14 protein-coding genes are annotated in these 19885 nt (G+C 64.6%); 8 read left to right on the plus strand and 6 right to left on the minus strand.

The features are described from left to right. Positions 1 to 62 precede the first annotated feature (62 nt). The 3 genes from BT108_RS03175 to BT108_RS13925 all read right to left on the minus strand — a co-directional run bounded on the left by BT108_RS03175 (position 63) and on the right by BT108_RS13925 (position 4203). Entirely contained in the window at positions 63 to 2270 is a 2208-nt protein-coding gene (locus tag BT108_RS03175) for a cytochrome-c peroxidase (protein WP_072293098.1), read from the minus strand. Beyond that, on the minus strand, positions 2267 to 3193 hold the full coding sequence (locus BT108_RS03180; protein ID WP_255369589.1) for a PEP-CTERM sorting domain-containing protein: 927 nt from the start codon (positions 3191 to 3193) through the stop codon (positions 2267 to 2269). The genes BT108_RS03175 and BT108_RS03180 overlap by 4 nt, the downstream gene beginning before the upstream one ends. Positions 3194 to 3342: 149 nt before the next feature. Continuing rightward, positions 3343 to 4203 carry an FxDxF family PEP-CTERM protein gene (locus BT108_RS13925; RefSeq protein ID WP_072293100.1) on the minus strand — a complete coding sequence of 287 codons (861 nt, stop codon included), beginning with the start codon at positions 4201 to 4203 and terminating at the stop codon, positions 3343 to 3345. A gap of 389 nt (positions 4204 to 4592) precedes the next feature. Here BT108_RS13925 and BT108_RS03190 point away from each other — a divergent pair, with 389 nt between their 5' ends. Next, on the plus strand, positions 4593 to 6038 hold the full coding sequence (locus BT108_RS03190; RefSeq protein WP_072293101.1) for a tetratricopeptide repeat-containing sulfotransferase family protein: 1446 nt from the start codon (positions 4593 to 4595) through the stop codon (positions 6036 to 6038). 364 nt (positions 6039 to 6402) lie between these two features. Here the strand turns inward: BT108_RS03190 and BT108_RS03195 are convergent, their stop codons facing one another. Beyond that, positions 6403 to 8472, minus strand: a complete 2070-nt coding sequence (locus tag BT108_RS03195; protein ID WP_083566138.1) for an MtrB/PioB family decaheme-associated outer membrane protein — start codon at positions 8470 to 8472, stop codon at positions 6403 to 6405. A 12-nt stretch (positions 8473 to 8484) separates the two neighbouring features. Beyond that, a complete protein-coding gene (locus BT108_RS03200; protein ID WP_072293157.1) occupies positions 8485 to 9426 on the minus strand; it encodes a DmsE family decaheme c-type cytochrome in 942 nt (313 codons plus the stop codon). A 469-nt stretch (positions 9427 to 9895) separates the two neighbouring features. On the opposite strand from BT108_RS03200, the gene BT108_RS03205 reads away from it, so the two are divergent. The 7 genes from BT108_RS03205 (at position 9896) to BT108_RS03235 (ending at position 18420) form a co-directional block, all read left to right on the plus strand. After that, positions 9896 to 11473 carry a fused MFS/spermidine synthase gene (locus BT108_RS03205; RefSeq protein ID WP_218184802.1) on the plus strand — a complete coding sequence of 526 codons (1578 nt, stop codon included), beginning with the start codon at positions 9896 to 9898 and terminating at the stop codon, positions 11471 to 11473. A gap of 129 nt (positions 11474 to 11602) precedes the next feature. Continuing rightward, positions 11603 to 12406, plus strand: coding sequence for an FxDxF family PEP-CTERM protein (locus BT108_RS03210; protein ID WP_072293104.1), 804 nt, complete (start codon positions 11603 to 11605; stop codon positions 12404 to 12406). Between the two features lie 208 nt (positions 12407 to 12614). Next, on the plus strand, positions 12615 to 13412 hold the full coding sequence (locus BT108_RS03215) for an FxDxF family PEP-CTERM protein (protein ID WP_072293105.1): 798 nt from the start codon (positions 12615 to 12617) through the stop codon (positions 13410 to 13412). An 81-nt stretch (positions 13413 to 13493) separates the two neighbouring features. Further along, positions 13494 to 14147, plus strand: a complete 654-nt coding sequence (locus BT108_RS14080; protein ID WP_072293106.1) for a PEP-CTERM sorting domain-containing protein — start codon at positions 13494 to 13496, stop codon at positions 14145 to 14147. Between the two features lie 36 nt (positions 14148 to 14183). Then, on the plus strand, positions 14184 to 14816 hold the full coding sequence (locus tag BT108_RS03225) for a PEP-CTERM sorting domain-containing protein (RefSeq protein WP_072293107.1): 633 nt from the start codon (positions 14184 to 14186) through the stop codon (positions 14814 to 14816). Between the two features lie 98 nt (positions 14817 to 14914). Next, complete coding sequence (locus BT108_RS03230; protein WP_083566139.1) at positions 14915 to 16996, plus strand: TonB-dependent receptor domain-containing protein; 2082 nt, start codon at positions 14915 to 14917, stop codon at positions 16994 to 16996. Positions 16997 to 17187: 191 nt separating this feature from the next. Beyond that, positions 17188 to 18420: an ATP-grasp domain-containing protein gene (locus tag BT108_RS03235; protein WP_072293109.1), complete on the plus strand. Its 1233-nt coding sequence runs from the start codon at positions 17188 to 17190 to the stop codon at positions 18418 to 18420. A 101-nt stretch (positions 18421 to 18521) separates the two neighbouring features. On the opposite strand, the gene BT108_RS03240 is transcribed toward BT108_RS03235, so the two are convergent. After that, positions 18522 to 19748 (minus strand): glycosyltransferase family 4 protein, encoded by a 1227-nt coding sequence (locus tag BT108_RS03240; protein WP_072293110.1) that lies wholly within the window; start codon positions 19746 to 19748, stop codon positions 18522 to 18524. Positions 19749 to 19885: the final 137 nt, after the last annotated feature.

Genomic DNA, 19885 nt, shown 5'->3' on the forward strand with positions numbered 1-19885 from the left:
TCGCCCGCGCCTAAAAGGACGCGGGAGTCGAATCGGATATTCCCGGGTGCCGCCGGGCTGGTTTACCAGGGAAGCAGGCGTTCGAAAGGCTCCAGCGGCTCGGATCGTCCTTCCGCGCCCACGGCAGGGATCAGCAGGAATTCGTCGCGGCTCAGATCCGGCCCGAGCGGGTTCCCGCCCTCGGTCCTGTAGCCATCTCCCGCATGGCCATGGACGACGGCGAGCTCGGGATGATCGAAAGGCGCCCGCTCGTACCGGACCCGCTCATCCGTCAGGCTTTTCAGGAAGTTCAGCAAATCCTGCCGGATGCCGGCATCCATCTCCAGCTCCGGCTGGGGAAACACGAAACCGAACTGCTTGCCGGCCCCTTCGAAGTTGCCGCCCCGCGCATAGAACTCGATCACCTCCTCGAGGGATGCCATGCTGCCGTTGTGCATGAAAGGGCCGGTCAGCTCCACGTTCCTCAGCGTCGGGATCTTGAAGGTGCTGTCCACGACGCTCAGCATCCGCTTCGTGTCGGGATCGGCCAGCTCCGCGGAGGCCACCTCCGGCAGCGGCACGAACGCGCTCGTCAGCGAGCGGCAGTCCGTCAGCGGCTGCGCCTGGGGCTGGATGCCGTTGGCCCTGGTGAAGAAGAGCGGATGATTGTTGTTCAGGCTCATGGCGATGGGCACCTGCAGGTCGCAGGGACGGATTTCCGCGACGGCCGCATCCCTGACGCCTGACAGGTTGCCCGTCAGGTATTCGAGGTACTGCTCGGAATAGGACAGGGGATTGCCGAAGGCATCCTGCGCCGCCAGCCCCGGATCCCACTCGTCCTCTCCGACGCCCGTCGACGCGAACCCGGTGTCGACGAAACCCGTACCCTTGAAGGTGGGCGTGCGGGTGATGACGTTGTGGGTGGTGCTGATGGTGAAGGTCTCGTTGCCGAAGGCGCGCGGATTCGATTTCACCAGCCTCGCGTTGGTGTCGACCGCCGCCGCGGTGAACACCGGCCCGATGTGGCACAGATTGCAGTGGGCGACGCGGAACGCCTGCATGCCGCGTATCTCCGAGGCCGTGAGGTCGATCGGGATCAGGTTCGCGTCGCGCCGGCTGCGATCGAAGGGTGAGTCGTCGGAAACCAGCGTCGACTGGTACAGTTGCAGCGCCAACCCGAAAAACATGGCGAAATTCGCCTCGAACTGGTTGTAGGCCAGGGGAACCTGGTCTTCCGCGTTCGGCGCGGGCCGCCCGAAAGGCCCCCGCTGGCCCGAGGACCAGTACTTGGGATTGAACGCCTGCCGCACCAGGTGGACGTAGTAGGTGTTCAGGCCGGGCGCCAGGTTGCCCGGAGTGCTCATGCTGTAGGCGCCCAGCACGCTGTCGTTCCAATGGACCTTCTGCTTTTCCAGGGGGCGGCGCCACATGAGCTTGCGTCCCAGATCGGCCAGGGTCCGCCCCTCGCAGCTCATCTCCACCGGATCGGTGGCAGGCGCCACGGCCTGCGAGGCCAGCGCGGAATTGACCAGGTTCAGACGCTCCCTGACGACGGCGCCGCCCTGCCTGACCCAGACACCGGCAGCGGAATCGCGTGCGCCCCATTCGCTGCTGCCGTTGAACACGTTGTTGGCGCGCCCATCCCAGAAGTTGCGGTGGTTGAACACGGCGTTGATGACGGTCGGCGCGTTGCGCTGCATGATCCGGCGCGTGCCGAGGGACCGGACATGAAAGACGGGATCCCCCGCATGGCGGCAATCGTCGTCGCTGCCCTCGTCCAGGTGCACCTTCCTGAATACGCCGCCGAACGTACCCGCCGACGCGACCACGTCGTCCGACACCCGGACGAAGGGCGACTCCCGGTGAGGATCGCTGACCTGCGTCAACGGGAAATCGCGGCGTCTCAGCGTCGAGTTGGGCCCGCGGAGCTGTCCGTCCATACGCTCGTACATGCCGCCGGACTGGACCATCCCCTTTCCGGTAGGCGATATCTGGTTTTTCACGCGCGCGTCCGCCCCGGCGTGAAAATGGCAGGTGGCGCAGGCCATGCCGTCGCTGCCGACAGCGGTATCCCAGAACAGGGCCTTGCCCAGGACGATGGCTTTCCGCTTGTCGATCACGATCGGGTCGGGGCCGTCCAGCAGACCCGGCACTTCTGGTACGGGGGCACCCTTGAGGGAGACCGGCACCGGTCCCAGGTGGGCGGACGCCTGGAACATCGTTCCCAGGCAGAGCAGCGGCACGCAGGCAACGGCCAGGATGCGCGCCAGGCTCGTGGAATATGCAATCATGATAATGATCCGTTCGTCGGGCTGTTTTTTCCAGGACCAGGCGCATGCCGGTGTATCCGGTATCGGCGCGACATGGCGCCCAGCAGCCCCAGGCCGGCCAGCAGCATGGCGAAGGACTGGGGTTCGGGCACGGCCGTCACCGACAGGCGCATGTCCGTGACGGGCAGGCCATGCTCCGTGCCGCCGGCGAAGATGACGTACCAGCCGGGCTGCATGTCGTGGAAAACCAGCCGGGCCCAGTTTCCGCCGACATTCCCGGAGATTCCTTTTTCATAGGTATCGGACACGCTGACGTCGTGTACGCCCCACAGGATATCCTCGTTCCAGCCGGTACCCTCCGTCGCGAGACGCTGCGGCCCGCTCATCGCGTAGGCCAGCGTCTCCTTCATGTTGCTGCAGGGCTGATCACCGCTTTCCCCGCAATGGGGAAATCCGCCCATCCACCATGTACCCTTCTCATCGTCGGCCACCTGCCCCACCGCGTTGAAGGAATGCGGCGTGTCCCAGCCGTTGACCGCAACCTCGTCGGGATCGGAGGCGCCGCCATCGAATGAGGTATCGCCCGAGGCCCACACGGTCAGCCCCGGCTTGAAGGCTGCGCCGGGATCCACCGGCGCCAGGTGAACGACGACGTCGGTGGCGGCTGTGAGATGAAAACGCCACCAGGTATCGCCGAGGTGCGCCCAGGCGGAATTTTCCAGCCTCGGATTGCCGGCGTAATTGCTTCCGGGCATCCCCCCGACCGCCTCCACCCGCTCGCCGGGAGAAAGGCTGGGAAACGCGCCCGCCCCGTCGCGCCAGTTCTGCAGGGCGACACCGTTCTCGGCCAGACTGAAGGAGGATGCGGTGGCCAGCATCCCTGCCAGCACGATGCACGATCCCCTCGATGTTCCCGGCGCGCGACGACCCGTTCTTGCTCTCACTTTCTCTTTCCCTCGATCCACCGCCGGCTTCACGGGACCCGTGTTCACGCCCGATACGGCGCGATCTCCGGAATGCCCGCGAGCGGCTTATCCTTATGTTTCATGGGAGGGAAAAGCCGGGCTCCGGCCTCTCCTTCCAATCACCCGGGTCAATCGGAGCGGCGGCGGCGCGACATGGCGCCCAGCAAGCCCAGGCCGGCCAGCAGCATGGCGTAGGACTCCGGTTCGGGCACGGCGGAGACGGTCAGGTTCATGCCGGTGGTGGCCAGGGCATGATCCGCCCCCCCTGCGAAGACGACGTACCAGCCAGGCTGCAGGTTGGTGAAGGACAGCTGCGCCCAGTTGCTTCCGACAGCGCCCGTGACGCCGCTCTCGTAATCGTTCGTGATGCTGACGTCGAAGGCGCCATGCTGGACGCTCTCGCCCCAGCCGCCGACAGCCTGGGCGGCACCGGCATTCGCATAGCCGAGGGTTTCCTTCATGTTGCCGTAGACCGTGCCGGTATCGGGATCATGGCTCATCCAGTAGGTGCCGAAGTCGCCCAACTGGCCCACGGCGTTGAAGGAGTGCGGCGAGTCCCAGCCATTGGTCGCAATCTCGTGATCGACCGCGGATTCACCCCCATCGAACTTGGCATCGCCCGATGTCCATACGGTGAAGGCCGGCTTGAACGCTGCCTCGGCGGCCGACGGTGCCAGGTGAACGGTCACGTCCGCCGCGCTCGTGAGCTGGAAAGTCCACCAGGGGGATCCGCCGGCATGAGCCCAGGCCGAGCCGGCCAGCTGGGGATTGGCCGAGTAGTTGCTCTTGGGCAGGTCCCGGGTCGCGTTCAGCGCGCTACCGGCGGCAAGCGTGGGTGTACTACCCACGCCGCCGTCCCAGTCACGGAAGTCGATGGCATTGTCCGCAAGCGCGGCGGGGCTGAAAGCGATGACGAGCGCACTCGCCAGGGCGGTGCGCAGGAAGACGTGCCGGCTGGCCGGGACCTTCTGCTGCTTGATGGATTTCATGGGTGGATTCCCTCGATGACATTTCAATGAAGACGCCCGCGGTGGCCTCTCGTTCCTGTCGGCCGTCGGGCACGCGGCGCCGATATGGCGCCCATGTATGTTACGTCTGCGTGCCTTCAAGTCAATGTGACAAAATGCCGCATGTCAACTGGATACGAATCATGGTAAAAAGCTCCCACGTTTCGATCCGTTCCCTGCGCAGTTGCTAGACTCCTGCGTGGGAATCTTCTCCGTCGGCGCGCCATATTATGCATATATCATTGTCTGGCAACCAGGCTCGCCTCATTGCAGGACTCATCGAAGAAGCGCGGTCCCACGTCCGGGCTGAGAGGCTGGAGCAGGCTTCTGAATGCTTCCGGCATGTTCTGGCACTGCAGCCCCGATCGGACATGGCGCTCGCCGGACTGGGACACTGTCTGGGACGCATGGGCCATCGCCGCGAAGCCCGCGACCGCCTTCTCCAGGCCGTCCGGCTGCTCCTCCGGGAACGGAAGCATTCCGGCGGGGGCCTCGGCGAATGCGGGCCGCTACTCGACCTGGCGATTGAACTGCACGGAATCGGTGCCTACAGGGAGTCGCTTGATCCGATCGGCCAGGTACTGAAACGGGAGCCCGCCTCCGCCCGTGCCCATCATCTCCAGGCACTGACGCTATCGCGGCTGAACGACAACGTGGCCGCCAGGCGATCAGCGTCCCGGGCGCTCGGGCTCGCTCCCGGCGAATCCAACGCCGCCATCCTGCTCGCCACGCTGGAGGCGCGATGCGGCGACCTGGATACTGCCCGCATGCGCCTGGAAGCGCTCGTCGAGAACGGATCCGATCCGCATCGTGCGCGCGCGATGTTCGAACTGGGGCTGGTGCTGGATCGGCTGGGAGAATACGACCGGGCTTTTGACCGCCTGGCAGACTCCGGCAGGATGATGCTGCATTCCCCCCAGGCGGCGCATTTCGATCCCGAGGCGATATACCGCAGCCTGGAGCAGGAGCGGGAGCAGGTCACGCAGGCTGGGATTGACGCCGTGGATACTGCATTCCGGGAGGACGATATGGCGGATCCGGTGTTTCTGATCGGATTCTACCGCTCGGGCACTACGCTGCTGGAACAGGTTCTCAATGCCCACCCTGCCGTGACCACCAGCGATGAAGCCGCCCTGCTCCCTCAGGTGCTGCGGGAACTCTACCGCCGCTCACCCGGCAGCGGGCTGCACTGGCTGCAGCGGCTGCAGGCTCTCGGACCGAAAGCGCTCGCGCAATTGCGCCGGTACTATTGGGAACAGGCCCGCATGCGGCTGGGCGAAGGATTGCGCGACCGCATCCTGGTGGACAAGACCGCACTCAACACATTGCACGTCGGTTTCATCCACGCACTGTTTCCTCGCGCACGGTTCCTGTTCGCCCTGCGCGATCCACGGGATGTCCGGCTCAGCAGCTTCATGCAGGCACTCGTCCCCAGCGCACTCACCCTGCATTTGGTGGACTGGGAGGAAGGCGCCCGATTCTACGCATCAGTCATGTATCATTGGCTCGTGATGCGAAAGCGCCTGAGTCTGGATTGGACGGAGATCCGCTATGAAGACGTCGTGACGGACCTGAGAGCGGCCGTCCTGCCGGCGCTCACCCTGCTGGGTATCGAATGGATCCCGGAAATGGGGCGCTTCCACGAGCACGCACGGGAACGGGTGATCGCCACGCCCAGCTTCACGGATGTGACGCGTCCGATCTATCGCTCCGCAATCGGGCGCTGGCGCAACTACGCCTCCCGCTTCGAAGTGCTCGCGCCGCACCTGAGGCCCTTCGCCCAGGAACTCGGTTATGACTGGCCGAATCAATTCTGAATATCGGGATTCGCGGCAATCGATACGAGATCCGCATTCATGGAATTCCTGTATATGACGATATGTTGATGACTCCATGGAAGGATCGTGCATGCGACGATATGCCGCATTGACCTGCGCATGATGCTGTCCGATACTGGCCGCATCACGCCGGAGCGAACAGTGGCGTGCGGCCCGAGCAAGGATCCGGCCTGACGTTCGTACTCCTTCTATTCTTCCCTTCCTGCGCCTGGCGCTTTCTCGCTCAGGGAAACGCCCATGGTTCATGGCGGCCAACAAGCCCCCTGCGAGCCGCCATGAACCATTTTCTCTGCGCCCTTCCCGGCCCGGGTGTGCGCCCGTCGCTGGTTCCGGTCTTTTCCGCTCACCAGCTGTAGTATCCCGATATGCCGATGAAGTGCACGACCTGGTTTGGATTCTGGCTGAGCCGGGTTCCGTCACTGAAGGTCCAGCCCGTCCAGGTCCACTCGTCGGTACGGAAGCGGTTGTGGATATAGTCGAGGCGCAGGCCCGCATTCTTCAGCAGCGCGTACTTCGCGTACAGCCGCATGTTGACGAGTTCCGTGGAGATGTTCGGCAGCGAAGCGATGGCAGGGCCCGCGAGCGCCCGCTGCCTGTACCGGTCGGTAATGTCGGAATAGTACACGTCGCTCCCGACGTCCAGCCTGTGGCTGGGCTTGCCGTTCGCGCTCAATCCGAACGAATTGCTGCGGTTGCCCAGTGCTGCCGCCCAGAGCCTTCCGCCAGCCGTGGCCGGATCGGTGCGCGACAACTGCTCCAGGCGGGTTTCGTTGCGTGAATACCAGAGCGTCGCCTGCCACGCGTCCGAGAACGTGTAGGTCGCATCCAGGGCATAGTCCCGCGACATGCCCGCCTGCGGCCCCAGCCGGCCGGCGTCCGGATGCCGGTAGTCATCGCGCGATTCACTCATCGCAAACTGCAGCGTCAGCGGATCCATCGGCGTCCAGGTGATCGAGGCGCGTACCCGGTGGCGCGAGCGGTCCGCGAGATTGATGGGCGATACCAGGTCAGGATAGCCTGGCGTCGCCGTGCCCATGAAGCCGGAGCCGTCGCGATCGCTGTGGATGTAGGAGATCGATCCGGTGAGCGTCTCGGACATCGAGCGGCGCAGCTCGACGCGGTAGGATCGTTCGTCGGTGCGCGGCCGGTGGCGCACGACGATGGGGATGCCATACTCGCGCCGTCTCTGGTCGAAATCCAGGCCGCCGGTGAGACGCAGGCCCGCGGGCAGGGCGTAGCTCGCCTCCAGGCGGGCATTCAAGGTTTTCATGGAGAACGGCTGGTTGATGCCGAGATAGCCGTAGTTGCCGGTTGCCAAGGGGTTGTAGTCGAGGATGGGCGTCCTGTCGTCGCGATCCTCGTAACGGATGTTCGCCAGCAGGGAAAGCTTCGGCAGCGGACGTGCGGTCACGCCGCCTTGCAGCAGCAGGGTGCCCACCCTTCCCCGCAGGCTAGTCCCGATGCCGGGCGTGAGCAGCGGCACGCCGGCGAAGACGTTGTTCTGGGTGGCGTGCGTGTACGCCGCCTTGAAGGTGCCGCGGGTGGTCGGCGTCAGGTTGTAGCCGCCCGTCACGAAGACCTGGTGCGACTGGTTGTCGGGCGGTAGCGCGATGGGCGTGTAGGCATTCAGCGCGTTTCCGCCGCCCACGGGGCTGCCGCCCGCGACGTCGAGCGCCGTGTAGCGATTGTCGTACACGGTGCCGTAGTAGCCGGCGGACACCTGCAGGCGCTTGCCGCCGTAGCCGAGGGTGGCGCCGAACTGCCGGGTGGTGGAGTTGATCGGCTCGGGAACGAATTCGAAGACTCCCGCCAGGTTGGGACGCGTGCCGCGCCCGAACACGCGCGCGCCGTCCTTTTCCTCGTTGCGGAAGTACAGCTGCAGGTCCAGCTTCCCCGCGAAGCTCCGGTTGACGCCGAAGCCGACGGCGCTGCGCTCCGTCTTCAGGACATGGGGCTCGCCCGGGCGGGATGGAAAGGGAATGGCGGGCGTGGGACTGCCGATGCCCGTCACCGCGGTATGCACGGTGAACGGCTCGTAGCGCGGCGTCTGGCTGAAATCGATATGGTATCCCCAGCTGCCCTGGCGCCGGTGCTCGAACCGCAACTCGCGGTTGTCGAACCCAAGGTTGCGGCCGGTGAGCCTGAGCCAGGTACCCGACGCGTCGAAGCGCCTGGCGGCATCCACGTTCAGCAACCCGTAGGCGCCCTCCTCCCGCACGCCGCTGTACTGGCCGAAGCGTATCCCGTCGCTGGACAGGTAGCCTGTCCCGATCTCGACGGTGCCCCCCGGCCGGGTCAACCGCAACAGGCGCTCGCCATCGGCCCCGGCCTGCGCCGCCGAAGCCAACCCCCAGGATAGCGGCAGTACGGCGGCGACCGTGAGCCGGAAGATTCGCCGATATCCCGGACTCACGCCGCATGCCCCCTACCGCTGGAACAGGCGCTCGTTGCGCTCGTCCAGGGGACTGTTGCTGCCGTGGACCTGCGTATGGCAGTTCAGGCAGCCGCGCGCCAGGGTGTTCTTGTCGCGCCCGCCGGTGGCGGCGAGCGATCCGATGCTGCCCTGGTGGGTGCTGGGCTCGTGGCACTCCTGGCACAGAAAGGGGGTGCGCGATCTGAGCATGCCGGGCGCGGTGGTGCCGTGCGGGTCGTGGCAGATGGCGCAATTCTCCTGCACCGGCTGGTGGTTGCGTACGAAGGGACCGCGCTTCTCCATGTGGCATGCATAGCAGGTATCGTTGATGCCGTCGCGCACCATCATGGCAGGCCCTGCGGATCCATGCGGGTTGTGGCAGTCGGAACAGGCGATCTTGCCCTCCCTGATCGGATGGCGGTAGGGCCGGTTCACCTGGATGCGCTGCGCCTTGTGGCAGGTGAAGCACACCTCCGACTGGGTCAGGCGGTCGCGCACCCGGTCGTGGGAAGCATGTATCCGGTGACACGAGGTGCAGGCTACGTCCCGGTTGGCATGATTGCCGCCGGCCCAGTGCATGCGTGAGCCGCCCTGATGGCATCCCAGGCAGGGTTCGCTGCGCTCGTCGGACGACTGGGATGAATCCCTGCCGAACCAGCGGTCGGGATACGGATGCTTTTCCGGCGCATCCGCATGGTCGCCGCTTTCGCCATGGCACGCGGTGCAGGTCGGGGTACGGCTGTCGGCCAGGGTACCGTGCGCGGTCCGCCCGATGGCAAGGACGGGATACTTCTCGTCTTCGTCGTGACAGCGGGTGCACTTGGCATCGCCCCGCAACACCTTGTCCTGCGCACGCACTCCCGCCATCCTGTCGACATCCTGCGCCGCCACAGACGGGAATCCGATCGCCATTCCCAGCGCCAGCGCCGCCGCCAGGCAGAGGCCTGCAACCATGATCGGCCATAGGCTGCGCAAACAGATCACCTCGTCCGCACCTTCATCAAAAATATTCTAATGTCATTATCGATGCAACAAAGCCCGCCTGTCGCACATGAATAATGGAAGAAAATGGCGCGAGCATGGCGCAGATGGCGTCACGGATGACCCGTGCGCAGTGTACCGCACACGATATGCTCCGGGAATGCGGCATATTGTCGCAGCGGACGCTTGCAGCTCATGCCGCTGGCCATTGCGGACCGGGCAACTGCGACAATATGCCGCATTGACGAGCCACCCCTTCCAATCAATACTTTATGGCCGACGATGGGCCGACGCTCAACCTCGTGGCTGATCGTGCCCGGCCCCTCCACACGCACGCGGGGGACGTCAGCGCGGCCATGGCTGGATCGTAGTCCCGTCCGCTCGTTCCGCCGCGAGATCGTGTTTTCCGTTCGCTCCCGCTTCCTGACCGATCGGCCACCACATGACACAGGACCCTTCAAGCCCCCGACCTTCCATCACCGCCGACTCCCACGGCGATACCGACGCAAGGATGCCGTTATATGTTACGGTCATGATCACCGGCGCAGCGGTGATGGTGCTGGAACTCCTGGGCGCCCGCATCATCGGTGCATTCTACGGCGTCAGCCTCTACGTCTGGTCCTCCATCATCGCCGTGACCCTCATCGCGCTGGCGCTGGGCTACTACGTGGGGGGAACCATCGCGGACCGCCTGCCCGGGATACGGCTGCCGCATGTCATCCTCCTGGCGGCAGCGGCCACGCTAGCCATCCCGTTCGCGGCGTCCGCCGTGCTCGGCGCCACCGACTCGTGGGGCATGCGCATGGGCGCCTTCGCCAGCGCCCTCGTTCTGTTCACCCTGCCCCTGACCAGCCTGGCGATGGTGGGGCCGTGCGTCATCAAGCGCTCGACATGGAATCTCCGGCACGTCGGCACCGCCTCGGGCGCGGTTTACGCCATCAGTACGGTCGGCAGCGTCGCGGGCACGCTGCTGCTCGGCTTCTACCTGCTGCCGCAATTCGGCACCCGCAGCGTGATCTTCGCCCTCAGTCTCGGGCTCGTGGCCCTCGCGGCCATCCTGGCGCTGGTGGACCGCCCCCCCGGCACCCGCCGCTTCGACGGCTGGCCCACACTGGCCGCCGCCGCGCTCCTCGGCAGCCTGACGCTGGCCGGCTTCGCGCAGGCTCGCGACAGGGTGCCCGGATTCAATCTGATCCACGAAAGCGAGAGCCACTACGGCTGGGTGAGGGTGGTGGTGGACGAGGCCAACGGCTTCCGCCTGCTGCTGTCGGATGCTTCTGTCATCAGCGCGGTCGACGAATCAAGCGGCCGCAGCATCCTGGGCTATCAGGCGATCCTGAGGGTGCTGCCGCTGTTCCGGCCGCATACCCGGCAGGCGCTGCTGATCGGCCTGGGTGGCGGACACGTCGCGCGCGACCTCGCGGCGGCGGGCATCGAGACCGACACCATCGAGATCGATCCGGAAGTCGCCGACGCCGCGCGCAATCACTTCGGCTTCCGTCCGACCGGGGCCTTCGTCGTGGGGGACGCGCGCTACGAGATCAAACGCCTGCCGAACCGGTACGACTACATCATGCACGACTGCTTCACCGGCGGCTCCGAGCCCGTTCACCTGCTCACCCGCGAGATGCTGCTGGAATTGAAGGCGCTCCTGAAGGACGATGGCATCCTGGCGCTGAACTACGTCGGATTCGCCTCGGGCGAGGGCTCCCAGGCGGTCGCCGCGGTGCGGCGGACGCTGCAAAGCGTATTCCCCCACCTCCGGGTCTTCACCACGGTCAAGAAGGATTTCACCGACTTTGTCTTTCTGGTCTCCCGGCAGCCGCTGGAACTGGACCGTACGAACCACGATGGCGCGCAGTGGCTGCTCGACCAGGAATATGCGGGATCCTTCGGCGCGGGCATCATCCTCACCGACGACCACAACCCGCTCGAGCGCTGGCAGACCCGCAAGTCGGAAGCCTATCGTACGCTCTTCATGGAGCGCATCGACCCGAGGATGCTGATGCTGCTCGGATGAAAATCTTTTGTCATATGCGACAATATGTCACATTGATTATTCCGATTGCTCCGCTAATATCCTCCTGCGCAGGAGAAAAATCGTTCCGGCGCTTCCGTTATCGACAATCCTAGATTAAAGGGAATATCCATGAACAAGACAATCAGATACGCAATGCTCCTCGCCGGCATGACGTCGCTGCCGGCCATGGCACATATCGGCTATGGCGGGCGCGACTTCGGCAGCTTCGACGGCACCCTCGGCGCCTCACAGACCATCGCCAACCAGTCGGCCACCGGTAATTTCGGCTGGATCGACGGCACTGATGCCGACTGGGGCGACAGCCACCGTCTGCGCGCCTACCGCTTCACGCTGACGGAAGACGCGACCGTGAACATCTCATTCCAGGCACAGGTATTCACGCCCGCCCCCACCGAGGCCAATCCCAATCCCACCGCCGTGGAAGGCGGCCTGATTCCCGGGTTCTCGCTCTACGCCGGGCTGGCTCACGTTGCCCCGTTCGGCGCGGATCATGACGGCGGAGCCGGTTCGGTCGCCATACGCGACGCGATCGCGGGCGCCGGCAACACCGAAGGTTCCTTCCGGGCATTGACCGACTGGGCCATCACCAACGACAACAATGATCCCGCCAGCCAGTTCACCTATATCGGCCACATCTACGACGGCCTGGGCGTGGACTACGGCACCGGCCTCATTGCCGGCGCCGACGGCGTCGCCGACCAGTACGTGTCGAGAACGTTCTCGCTGGCCGCAGGCGACTACTCCATCTTCGTCGGGGGCGCCGACTACGCCAACCAGGACATCCTGCCACTGCTGCCCTACGGCGTGTCCGGCACGGTCGCCGTGGTGCCGGAGCCCGAAGCGTATGCCATGCTGCTGGCCGGCCTGGGCCTGATGGGCGCCATGGTGCGGCGACGCGCCGGCAGAGGCTGACGCAACCAATCCTGGTGTCTGACCGGGAGAAATCCATCGCCAGTTCAGGCACCAGACCCGGCAGATGACGCCGCCGCCTGCGACAATTTGCCACATTGACTTGCCTTCGACCGCAATCGATACTGGATACAAGCTTTATCGGCCGTCCATGCGGAAATCCAGGTTCCTGGCCGCGGTCTTACCAGAATAAACAAAGAGGATTCATGCCATGAAAAGATCATTACGCATCGCTCTGCTTCTTTCGGGCGTCGCGCCGCTGCCGGCCTTGGCGCACGTCGACTACACCGGTCAGGATTTCGGCACGTTCACCGGATCGACCACCGCTTCGTCCACGCTCGCGAATCGGACCGTGGACGGCCACTATGGCTGGGCGGACGCCGCCGACGCCGACTGGGGTGACAGTCACAAGGGGCGCTTCCTCAGCTTCACGCTGGAAAACGCCGCCAGCGTCACCGTTTCGGTGCAATCGAACACGCTGACGCCGAATCCCCAAGGCGGGGTGCTGCTGCCTGGATTTTCCCTGTATGAGGGGCTGGCGGCCTATCTCGCCCACGACTATTCCGAACCCGCCTTCGCCTGGCGCGACGCGCAACCGACGCCGGAGAATCCGCTGGCGGCGACAGAAGGCTACTGGAATGCGCTGGGCAGCTTCCAGACGGCGAACGATGCCGGCGAGACCAGTTTCCTGACGTTCATCGGCTATGCGGTCGACGGCACCTTCGCCAACTTTGGCCACGCCAGCACCTTCCCCGGCATTGTCAGCGACGGCGTGGCGGACGGGTTCGTGAGCCAGACCTTCTCCCTGGACGCCGGCACCTATTCGCTGGTCGTGGGTGGCGCCACCTATGCCGGGGCCGGCACCAGCGCGGGCAACCGGGCGTACGGCTTCAGCGCCACCCTGGACGTGGCGCCCGTTCCGGAACCGGAAACCTGGGCCATGCTGCTGGCCGGCCTGGGCCTGGTCGGCACCATCGCCCGGCGGCGCAGTTCCGCCGATCGGAACTGAGGCTTCACCATTTATCGTCGATTCAACCCGCGTTGCTCGCAATACCCCGGTATTGCGAGTTTTTTTAGGGAGAAGCACTCCATGACAAAAATGACAAGATCCGTGGTCACGGCGCTCTCGTTTTCACTTCTGCCTGCCATTCCGCTCCAGGCGCAGGCCGCCAGCAACACATTCGATCACAGTACCTTTTCCATCAGCTACGTCTTCGGAACCGGCAGCGCGTCCGATCCCTGGGAAACGGTTGCGGTGACTGGCAACGCAACCTCGATCGAGCTGGCGGACTTCTGGTACTGGGAGATCGATGCCACGGGCAACACCCTGTCGCTCACCTGGCTCAAGGAACGCGACTACATGAACGATCCTTCCATCGCGCCCTTCATCGGCATCCGCATTTCCGATACAAACGGCCAGTTGGCGGACATCACCGGCGTATCGATCGCCAATTCAACCTACGTCCCGTCGACCTATGGCAACCTGATAGAAGGCTTCGGTCCCTCGAATCTCGCTTTCGACGCGGACAACGTCTACATCAACCTGAACACCTCCATGTGGCACAACTTCGAACCGGAACCGGGCAAGATGGGCGACCGGTACCGCGATCGCATCGCGCTCGAAGTCAGTTTCCAGGCGGCCCCCATCCCCGAGCCGGAAACCTGGGCCATGCTGCTGGCGGGCCTGGGCCTGCTGGGCGGACTGGGCCGCCGCACATCGATTTTTCCGAGGCATCACGCGTAACACACCCCATCCTTCCAAAAAGGAGACGATATCATCATGCATACCTATAAAAAATACCTTGGCACCGCGGCCGGCTGTCTGCTTCTCTCCACCTCATTCGTCCATGCGGCGGACGCCGACACCTTCGACGGCCAGACATTCCGCGTGGACTACGGCGTATCGAACACCGATCTCGCGTCTTTCTTCGTCATCGGACAGGCTGAGGTAACGGGCAGCGCAAGCGCAGTGGAAGTTGCCAGCCTGTCCAAATGGGCGATCGACACCTCGGACAATACCGTGACCTTCACCTGGGACAAGACCGCCGATTTCATGAATTACGGCAGCCCCGCGTTCATCGGCTTCCGTATCTCGGATCTGAACGGCCAGCTCACGGACATCCTCGACGTCACGGTCACCAATACGGCCTATATCCGTGGTGCCTACGGCAATCTCGTTGAAGGCTTCCTGCCCTCGCACGTCACCTTCGACGCGGACAACATCTACGTCAACCTGAACACCTCCATGTGGCACGCGACGCCCATGGCCAGCATGGGCGATCCCTTCCGCGATCAGATCGTGCTTTCCGTGAACTTCCAGGCGGCACCGATCCCGGAGCCCGAAACCTGGGCCCTGCTGCTCGCCGGGCTGGGCCTGGTGGGCACCTGGACGCACCGGCGCCGCAGCGCCTGATTCCGTTGGGGTCGTAGCAAAGACGCCGGGGCCGCTCCCTGGGGGCGGCCCTCGTTCGTCTGCGACGACTTTCCGCACGCTCCGAAAGCTTCCCGCCGATGCAGTCCCGCCGCGCCTGCCGCCCGCGCGATCCGCTCTCTCCTGCCATCCTCAGGCACATGCTGGCCGGAGCATGCCTCGTGCTCGCCGGCAATAACGCAACGGCTCAGGAGGTGCTGCCGCAAATCAACGTATCGGCCGGCCGCCAGAAGGAGCCGCTGGTGGAAACGGAATCCCTCAAGTGGACCTCCCGCCCCAGCAGCGACGCCGCCGAATTCCTGCGCGAGAAGCCGGAATTCTCGTACTCCAAGATCGGAGGCACCTCGGGCACCATCTACCTGCGCGGCCTGGGCGGCCCCCGCCTGGGAATCGTCATGAACGACAGCCTGGAAGCCGCCGCCGCCAACCATGGGACGGATCCCGCCACCTCCTACATCCAGCCCGATGCGCACGACCACATCACCGTGGTGAAGGGGCCGAACAGCGTGCTCTACGGCTCCAACATGGGTGGACTGGTGATCTTCAACGAAAATCCGAAGAAATTCGAAAAACCGGGCGTGCAGGGCCGCCTGGCGGGCGGCCTGGGCAGCTTCGGCCGTCGTGACCTGACGGCGGACGTCACGGTGGGCGCACCGCTGGCCCAGCTGCGGGGCGTGGTGAACTTCTCGCGCGGGGACAACTACAAGGATGGCAGCGGCAGGGAATTCTTCTCCTTCTTCAAGCGGCACTCCGGCAAGCTGGTCGCCACGCTGACCCCGACACGCGACATCAGCGCGGAATTCAGCGCCGAACAGGGCGACGCCCAGGTGGCTTTTCCCGCCTTTTCCCTGATGGGGGACGGCATCAGCTTCAAACGCGAAATACTGGGCGCTCGCTTCGTGGTGAAGAACATCGCCGGCCGCTTCAGGAAGCTGGAAGTCCAGTTTTTCGATCGCAAGCTCGACCACCTCATGGACAACTTCACGCTCAGGCCCGTGACCGTGGAGCACCTCAATCCCAATCCCCCACCGGTGATCACGAATACCAGCCGCAGGACGCTGACGCAGGACTACCGCGGGCGCTCGGCGCGAATGGCGGCCACCTTCGACGTGCACGCCAGCACCGAGATGGTCGTGGGCTACGAACACCGGGACGAGCAGTACGTCGGCAGCAATCGTTCGGTGGGAACGTTCTGCTTCGATTCGAGTTGTACCATCACCAACCTGTTCTCCCCTTTCTACGATCTGCATACCATCAACAACTCGGTGTTCACCGAAGTCACGCACTTAGTGGACGACGCGACGACCATCAAGCTGGGCGTGCGGCGCGACTACTTCCACACGGCTTCGGGCGAGATGCGCGACTTCCTGGGAACGACCATCTATCCCACCTCGTACAGCCAGCGCGACGACGTTGCCAACAGCGGCTTCATCCGGGTGGAAAAGGAATTCCTTCCCGCCACCGTCGGCTTCATCTCCATCGCCAACGGCGAGCGCCCCGCCAGCAACCTGGAACGCGCCAGCTTCAACGGCTTCGGTCTCAGGAAGGAAAAGAACCGAGAAATCAATCTGGGCCTCTCGATCAGCCACCCCACCTGGCAGGGGTCCGTCACCGTCTTCGGCAGCCGCGTCCACGACTATATCCTGATCGACCAGGGCATCCGCTCGGCGAACGTGGACGTCGATCGTGTCGGCGTCGAGTTCGACCTGATCCGCCAGATCGCCCCCAACTGGAAGCTGTTCGGCAACCTGGCGTGGATCCGCGCGGAGAATCTCACCGGCCATGGGCATGGCTCCGTCCCCCTGGCGCAAACACCGCCCCTGGACAGCCGCTTCGGCGTCATCTTCCAGCGCGGCACGCTGACCGCGACGCTCGGCGGTCGGGCGGTGATGCGGCAGACACGCATCGATCCCGGCTTCGGCAACTCTCTGGGCATCGACAATCCCGATCCCACGCCGGGCTTCGCCACCGCCAACATGTCAATGTCGTGGAAGCCGATTAAGCAGGCGCAGCTGAGCATGGGCATGGACAATATCTTCGGGCGCACCTACTACGAGCACCTCAGCCGCAGAATCGGCGACGTCCCACCGGGCTTCGTCAATTTCGGCCGCCTCAACGAACCCGGCCGCACGGTATGGTTCAGGATGGTGATCAACATGTAGCCACCGGTACGCCGCTGCATCCACATCCCGCATTACCGATGAGCCCCATGGTTGGCGGCGGCCACGATGGACTCCAGTGCGTGGCTTGCGATGGACGTCCTATGAAAATGGGGTAGAATCCCTCTCGCGCAAACCGGCACGGTCATGTTGCCAATCCGTCCGTCCACCCTCCATGCATCCGTGGAGCACGGATGCAGGATGAACCCGGCCGCATGTACGAACCTCGTCAGGACGCAACATCCCCGATCCTCTTCATGGCCCGCGAACCCGAATGCCTGCTCATCGGCGGCTACTGGCCGGAACTGATGCTGACCGTGCTCGATTTTCTGAACCGGGCCGGCTTCATCGTGGACGTGCTCTCGATCCACGCCGGTTTCAAGAAACACCGGCTCGTCCGGCAGCACGTCCTCGCCCGGGACGACGCATCCTTCCTTGCGGCAGCCACCGACATGATCCGCCATCCCTACGCGCTGGTGGTCCCCTGCGACGATCCCACGCTGGGCAGGATCATGCGCTCCGGCCTGACCGATGCGCAGAAATCGGTGCTGCTGCCGGTGATGTCGTCCGATGACTTTATCCACATCTATTCCAAGATCGGACTGAGCCAGATCCTGCGGAAACATGGAATCCCGACCCCGGATTTCCGTGCCGCGCGTGACAGGCATGAACTCGAGGCTGCGATACGGGAACTGGGCTATCCCGTATTCGTCAAGATCGACGCATCATCGGGCGGACTGGGGATCTTCGAGGCCACGCATGACGCCGAGGCACGGGCGCTCGCCGGTGGTATCGCGCCGTATCCCGTCCTGGTGCAGAAAAGGGTGCCGGGTGTCACGGTATCCATGGAAGCCTTCTACCGGCAGGGCAGGCTGGTCCACTTTGCCTATTCCATGCAGCAGGGGCGCACCTCGGAATTCGGCCCCACCTCCATCAGGCGCTACGTACCCCGTGCCGGGCTGGAGCAAGGGGTGTTCGAGCAACTGGACGCGCTGGGCGGCGCACTGGGCGCCGACGGCTTCGTCAACATCGGCTCGATCCGCTCCGATATCGATGGGGATCTGTACTTCTTCGAAGCCGATATGCGACCCAACCTGTGGATCAATCATCCGCGCCATTTCGGCGACGATCCCGCCGGCGCGATCCGACAGTGCTTCTCCACCGGTACCCATTTCGATCCACCCTGCCCGCCCGTCTCCGGCGACACCCTCCTGCCGCATGCCCTGCGGCTGGGAGCGACCGATCTGATGCTCAACCGCCATCAGGTATGGCGTTATCTTCCGTCGGACTTCGTCTATATCACGCTGCGCTACCGCATCGGAGCGGGGGTGGTGGCAGCGATGGCCAAGCTGTACAAGCGCCTCCTGCCCAGGCCTTACCGCAAGGCCGTGAAGCGCTGCCTGGCGTCGCTCGGGTTCAACCGTTGACAGCCCCCGCTCCCAGCCCTCATGCCGGAAATGCGAAACAGAAGAGAACCGGCAACGGAACCGCCGTCGGTCAATCGACGTCATGGCGTGGGCATACCCCGTCAGTTCGGTGCCTGCGGCCGCGCATCGGTATCCGTCAGGCCGGGCTCGGCGGGAAGCGGCGCCATCCCGCCGGCCTCGCCTCGCGGCCGGATGGACGCCGCTGCCGATAGTATTGCGAAAATCTCCTGCGCGTAGCGCGCCTGCGTGAACCTGCTCTCCGCCCATCGACGCCCAGCCTGCCCGATCCTGCCGCGCTCCTCCGGATAGTCGTACAGGAATCGTATCTTCGCGGCGAGATCGCCGACATCTCCCCATTCGTAGATCAGGCCGGTCTCGCCGTGACGGATGATCTCGGGCGTGGCGCCCCTGTTGCTGCCGATCACTGCCTTCCCCGCCAGCATCGCCTCCACCGCCACCCGGCCGAACGCTTCCCACCGGGAGCATACGAGCACAACGTCGGCGCTGCTCAGGAGCGGCATGGGATTCGCCATGTAATCCCGGAACTCCACGCGTTGCGCCACCCCCAGTTCCCATGCCTGCCGCTGCAGCTGCGCGCGATACCGCCTGCCGTCTCCCCCCACCAGCAGCAGACGCGTGTCGATTCCCGCACCGGCCAGCCGCGCCACCGCCGAAATGGCCTGGTCCTGGCATTTCCATGGGTGCAGCGAGCCGACAACGAGGCAGCGGAAGGACGGCGTCTCCTCCACCGAGGCACCGGCAAGCTGAACCTGCGGTGGAGCAAGGGTCACCGACTGATAGACGACGTGCATCTTGGCGGGATGAAAACCGCCCTCGTAGTCGTCCGCCACGGAACGGGAAGTGACGACGATCGCGACCGAGAGACGATCCATCAGGCGTATGACGGCATGCTCGCCGAGGTAGAAAATCTGACTGGGGTTGTGCCTCAGGGATTCATGCGAATGCCAGACGTGGGGCCGGCGCGCCAGCCAGGCGCCGAATGCCCCGGTGCCGGTCACCACCGTGTTGGTGTAGACGATGTCCGCGTCCCAGCACCGGATCACCCGGGCTACCTGGATGCTCGAGAACGCCATTTTCAAAAGGCGCAGCCAGCGGTGCAGAAACCACTTGGGACGCGACACCCAGGGCGGATAGTCGATGATCCGCCAGGCGATGCCCAGCTGATCCAATTCGTCCAGCAGGGGTCCCCGTTGCGGGACGAGCACCAGGATCGCGACATCGGATTCGAGCAATCCCCGCAGCAGTTCGAGCAGGGCCCGCTCCGCCCCGTAGCGGCCAGCCGAATGGGAAACGAAGCAGACGCGCATAGGCAGCTACCCCTTCAATTCATCGCGATGCGGTCCCCGCTCCGCCTGCGGGCCCGGGACCAGCCCGTACCGACGTGTCGAGCCGGCCCCTGGTTGGTGCCGCGAATATCGTTCCAGGCAGGAGAGTATATCCGCTA

Origin of the sequence: Nitrosovibrio sp. Nv17 (genome assembly GCF_900119085.1) — a bacterium.
Lineage (GTDB): Bacteria > Pseudomonadota > Gammaproteobacteria > Burkholderiales > Nitrosomonadaceae > Nitrosospira.

Excerpts from the sequence above, each read along its gene's own strand:
- BT108_RS03175 (WP_072293098.1), bottom strand. The coding sequence starts at position 2,270 with ATGATTGCATATTCCACGAGCCTGGCGCGCATCCTGGCCGTTGCCTGC.
- BT108_RS13925 (WP_072293100.1), bottom strand. The coding sequence starts at position 4,203 with ATGAAATCCATCAAGCAGCAGAAGGTCCCGGCCAGCCGGCACGTCTTC.
- BT108_RS03190 (WP_072293101.1), top strand. The coding sequence starts at position 4,593 with ATGGCGCTCGCCGGACTGGGACACTGTCTGGGACGCATGGGCCATCGC.
- BT108_RS03200 (WP_072293157.1), bottom strand. The coding sequence starts at position 9,426 with ATGGTTGCAGGCCTCTGCCTGGCGGCGGCGCTGGCGCTGGGAATGGCG.
- BT108_RS03205 (WP_218184802.1), top strand. The coding sequence starts at position 9,896 with ATGACACAGGACCCTTCAAGCCCCCGACCTTCCATCACCGCCGACTCC.
- BT108_RS03210 (WP_072293104.1), top strand. The coding sequence starts at position 11,603 with ATGAACAAGACAATCAGATACGCAATGCTCCTCGCCGGCATGACGTCG.
- BT108_RS03215 (WP_072293105.1), top strand. The coding sequence starts at position 12,615 with ATGAAAAGATCATTACGCATCGCTCTGCTTCTTTCGGGCGTCGCGCCG.
- BT108_RS14080 (WP_072293106.1), top strand. The coding sequence starts at position 13,494 with ATGACAAAAATGACAAGATCCGTGGTCACGGCGCTCTCGTTTTCACTT.
- BT108_RS03225 (WP_072293107.1), top strand. The coding sequence starts at position 14,184 with ATGCATACCTATAAAAAATACCTTGGCACCGCGGCCGGCTGTCTGCTT.
- BT108_RS03230 (WP_083566139.1), top strand. The coding sequence starts at position 14,915 with ATGCAGTCCCGCCGCGCCTGCCGCCCGCGCGATCCGCTCTCTCCTGCC.
- BT108_RS03235 (WP_072293109.1), top strand. The coding sequence starts at position 17,188 with ATGCAGGATGAACCCGGCCGCATGTACGAACCTCGTCAGGACGCAACA.
- BT108_RS03240 (WP_072293110.1), bottom strand. The coding sequence starts at position 19,748 with ATGCGCGTCTGCTTCGTTTCCCATTCGGCTGGCCGCTACGGGGCGGAG.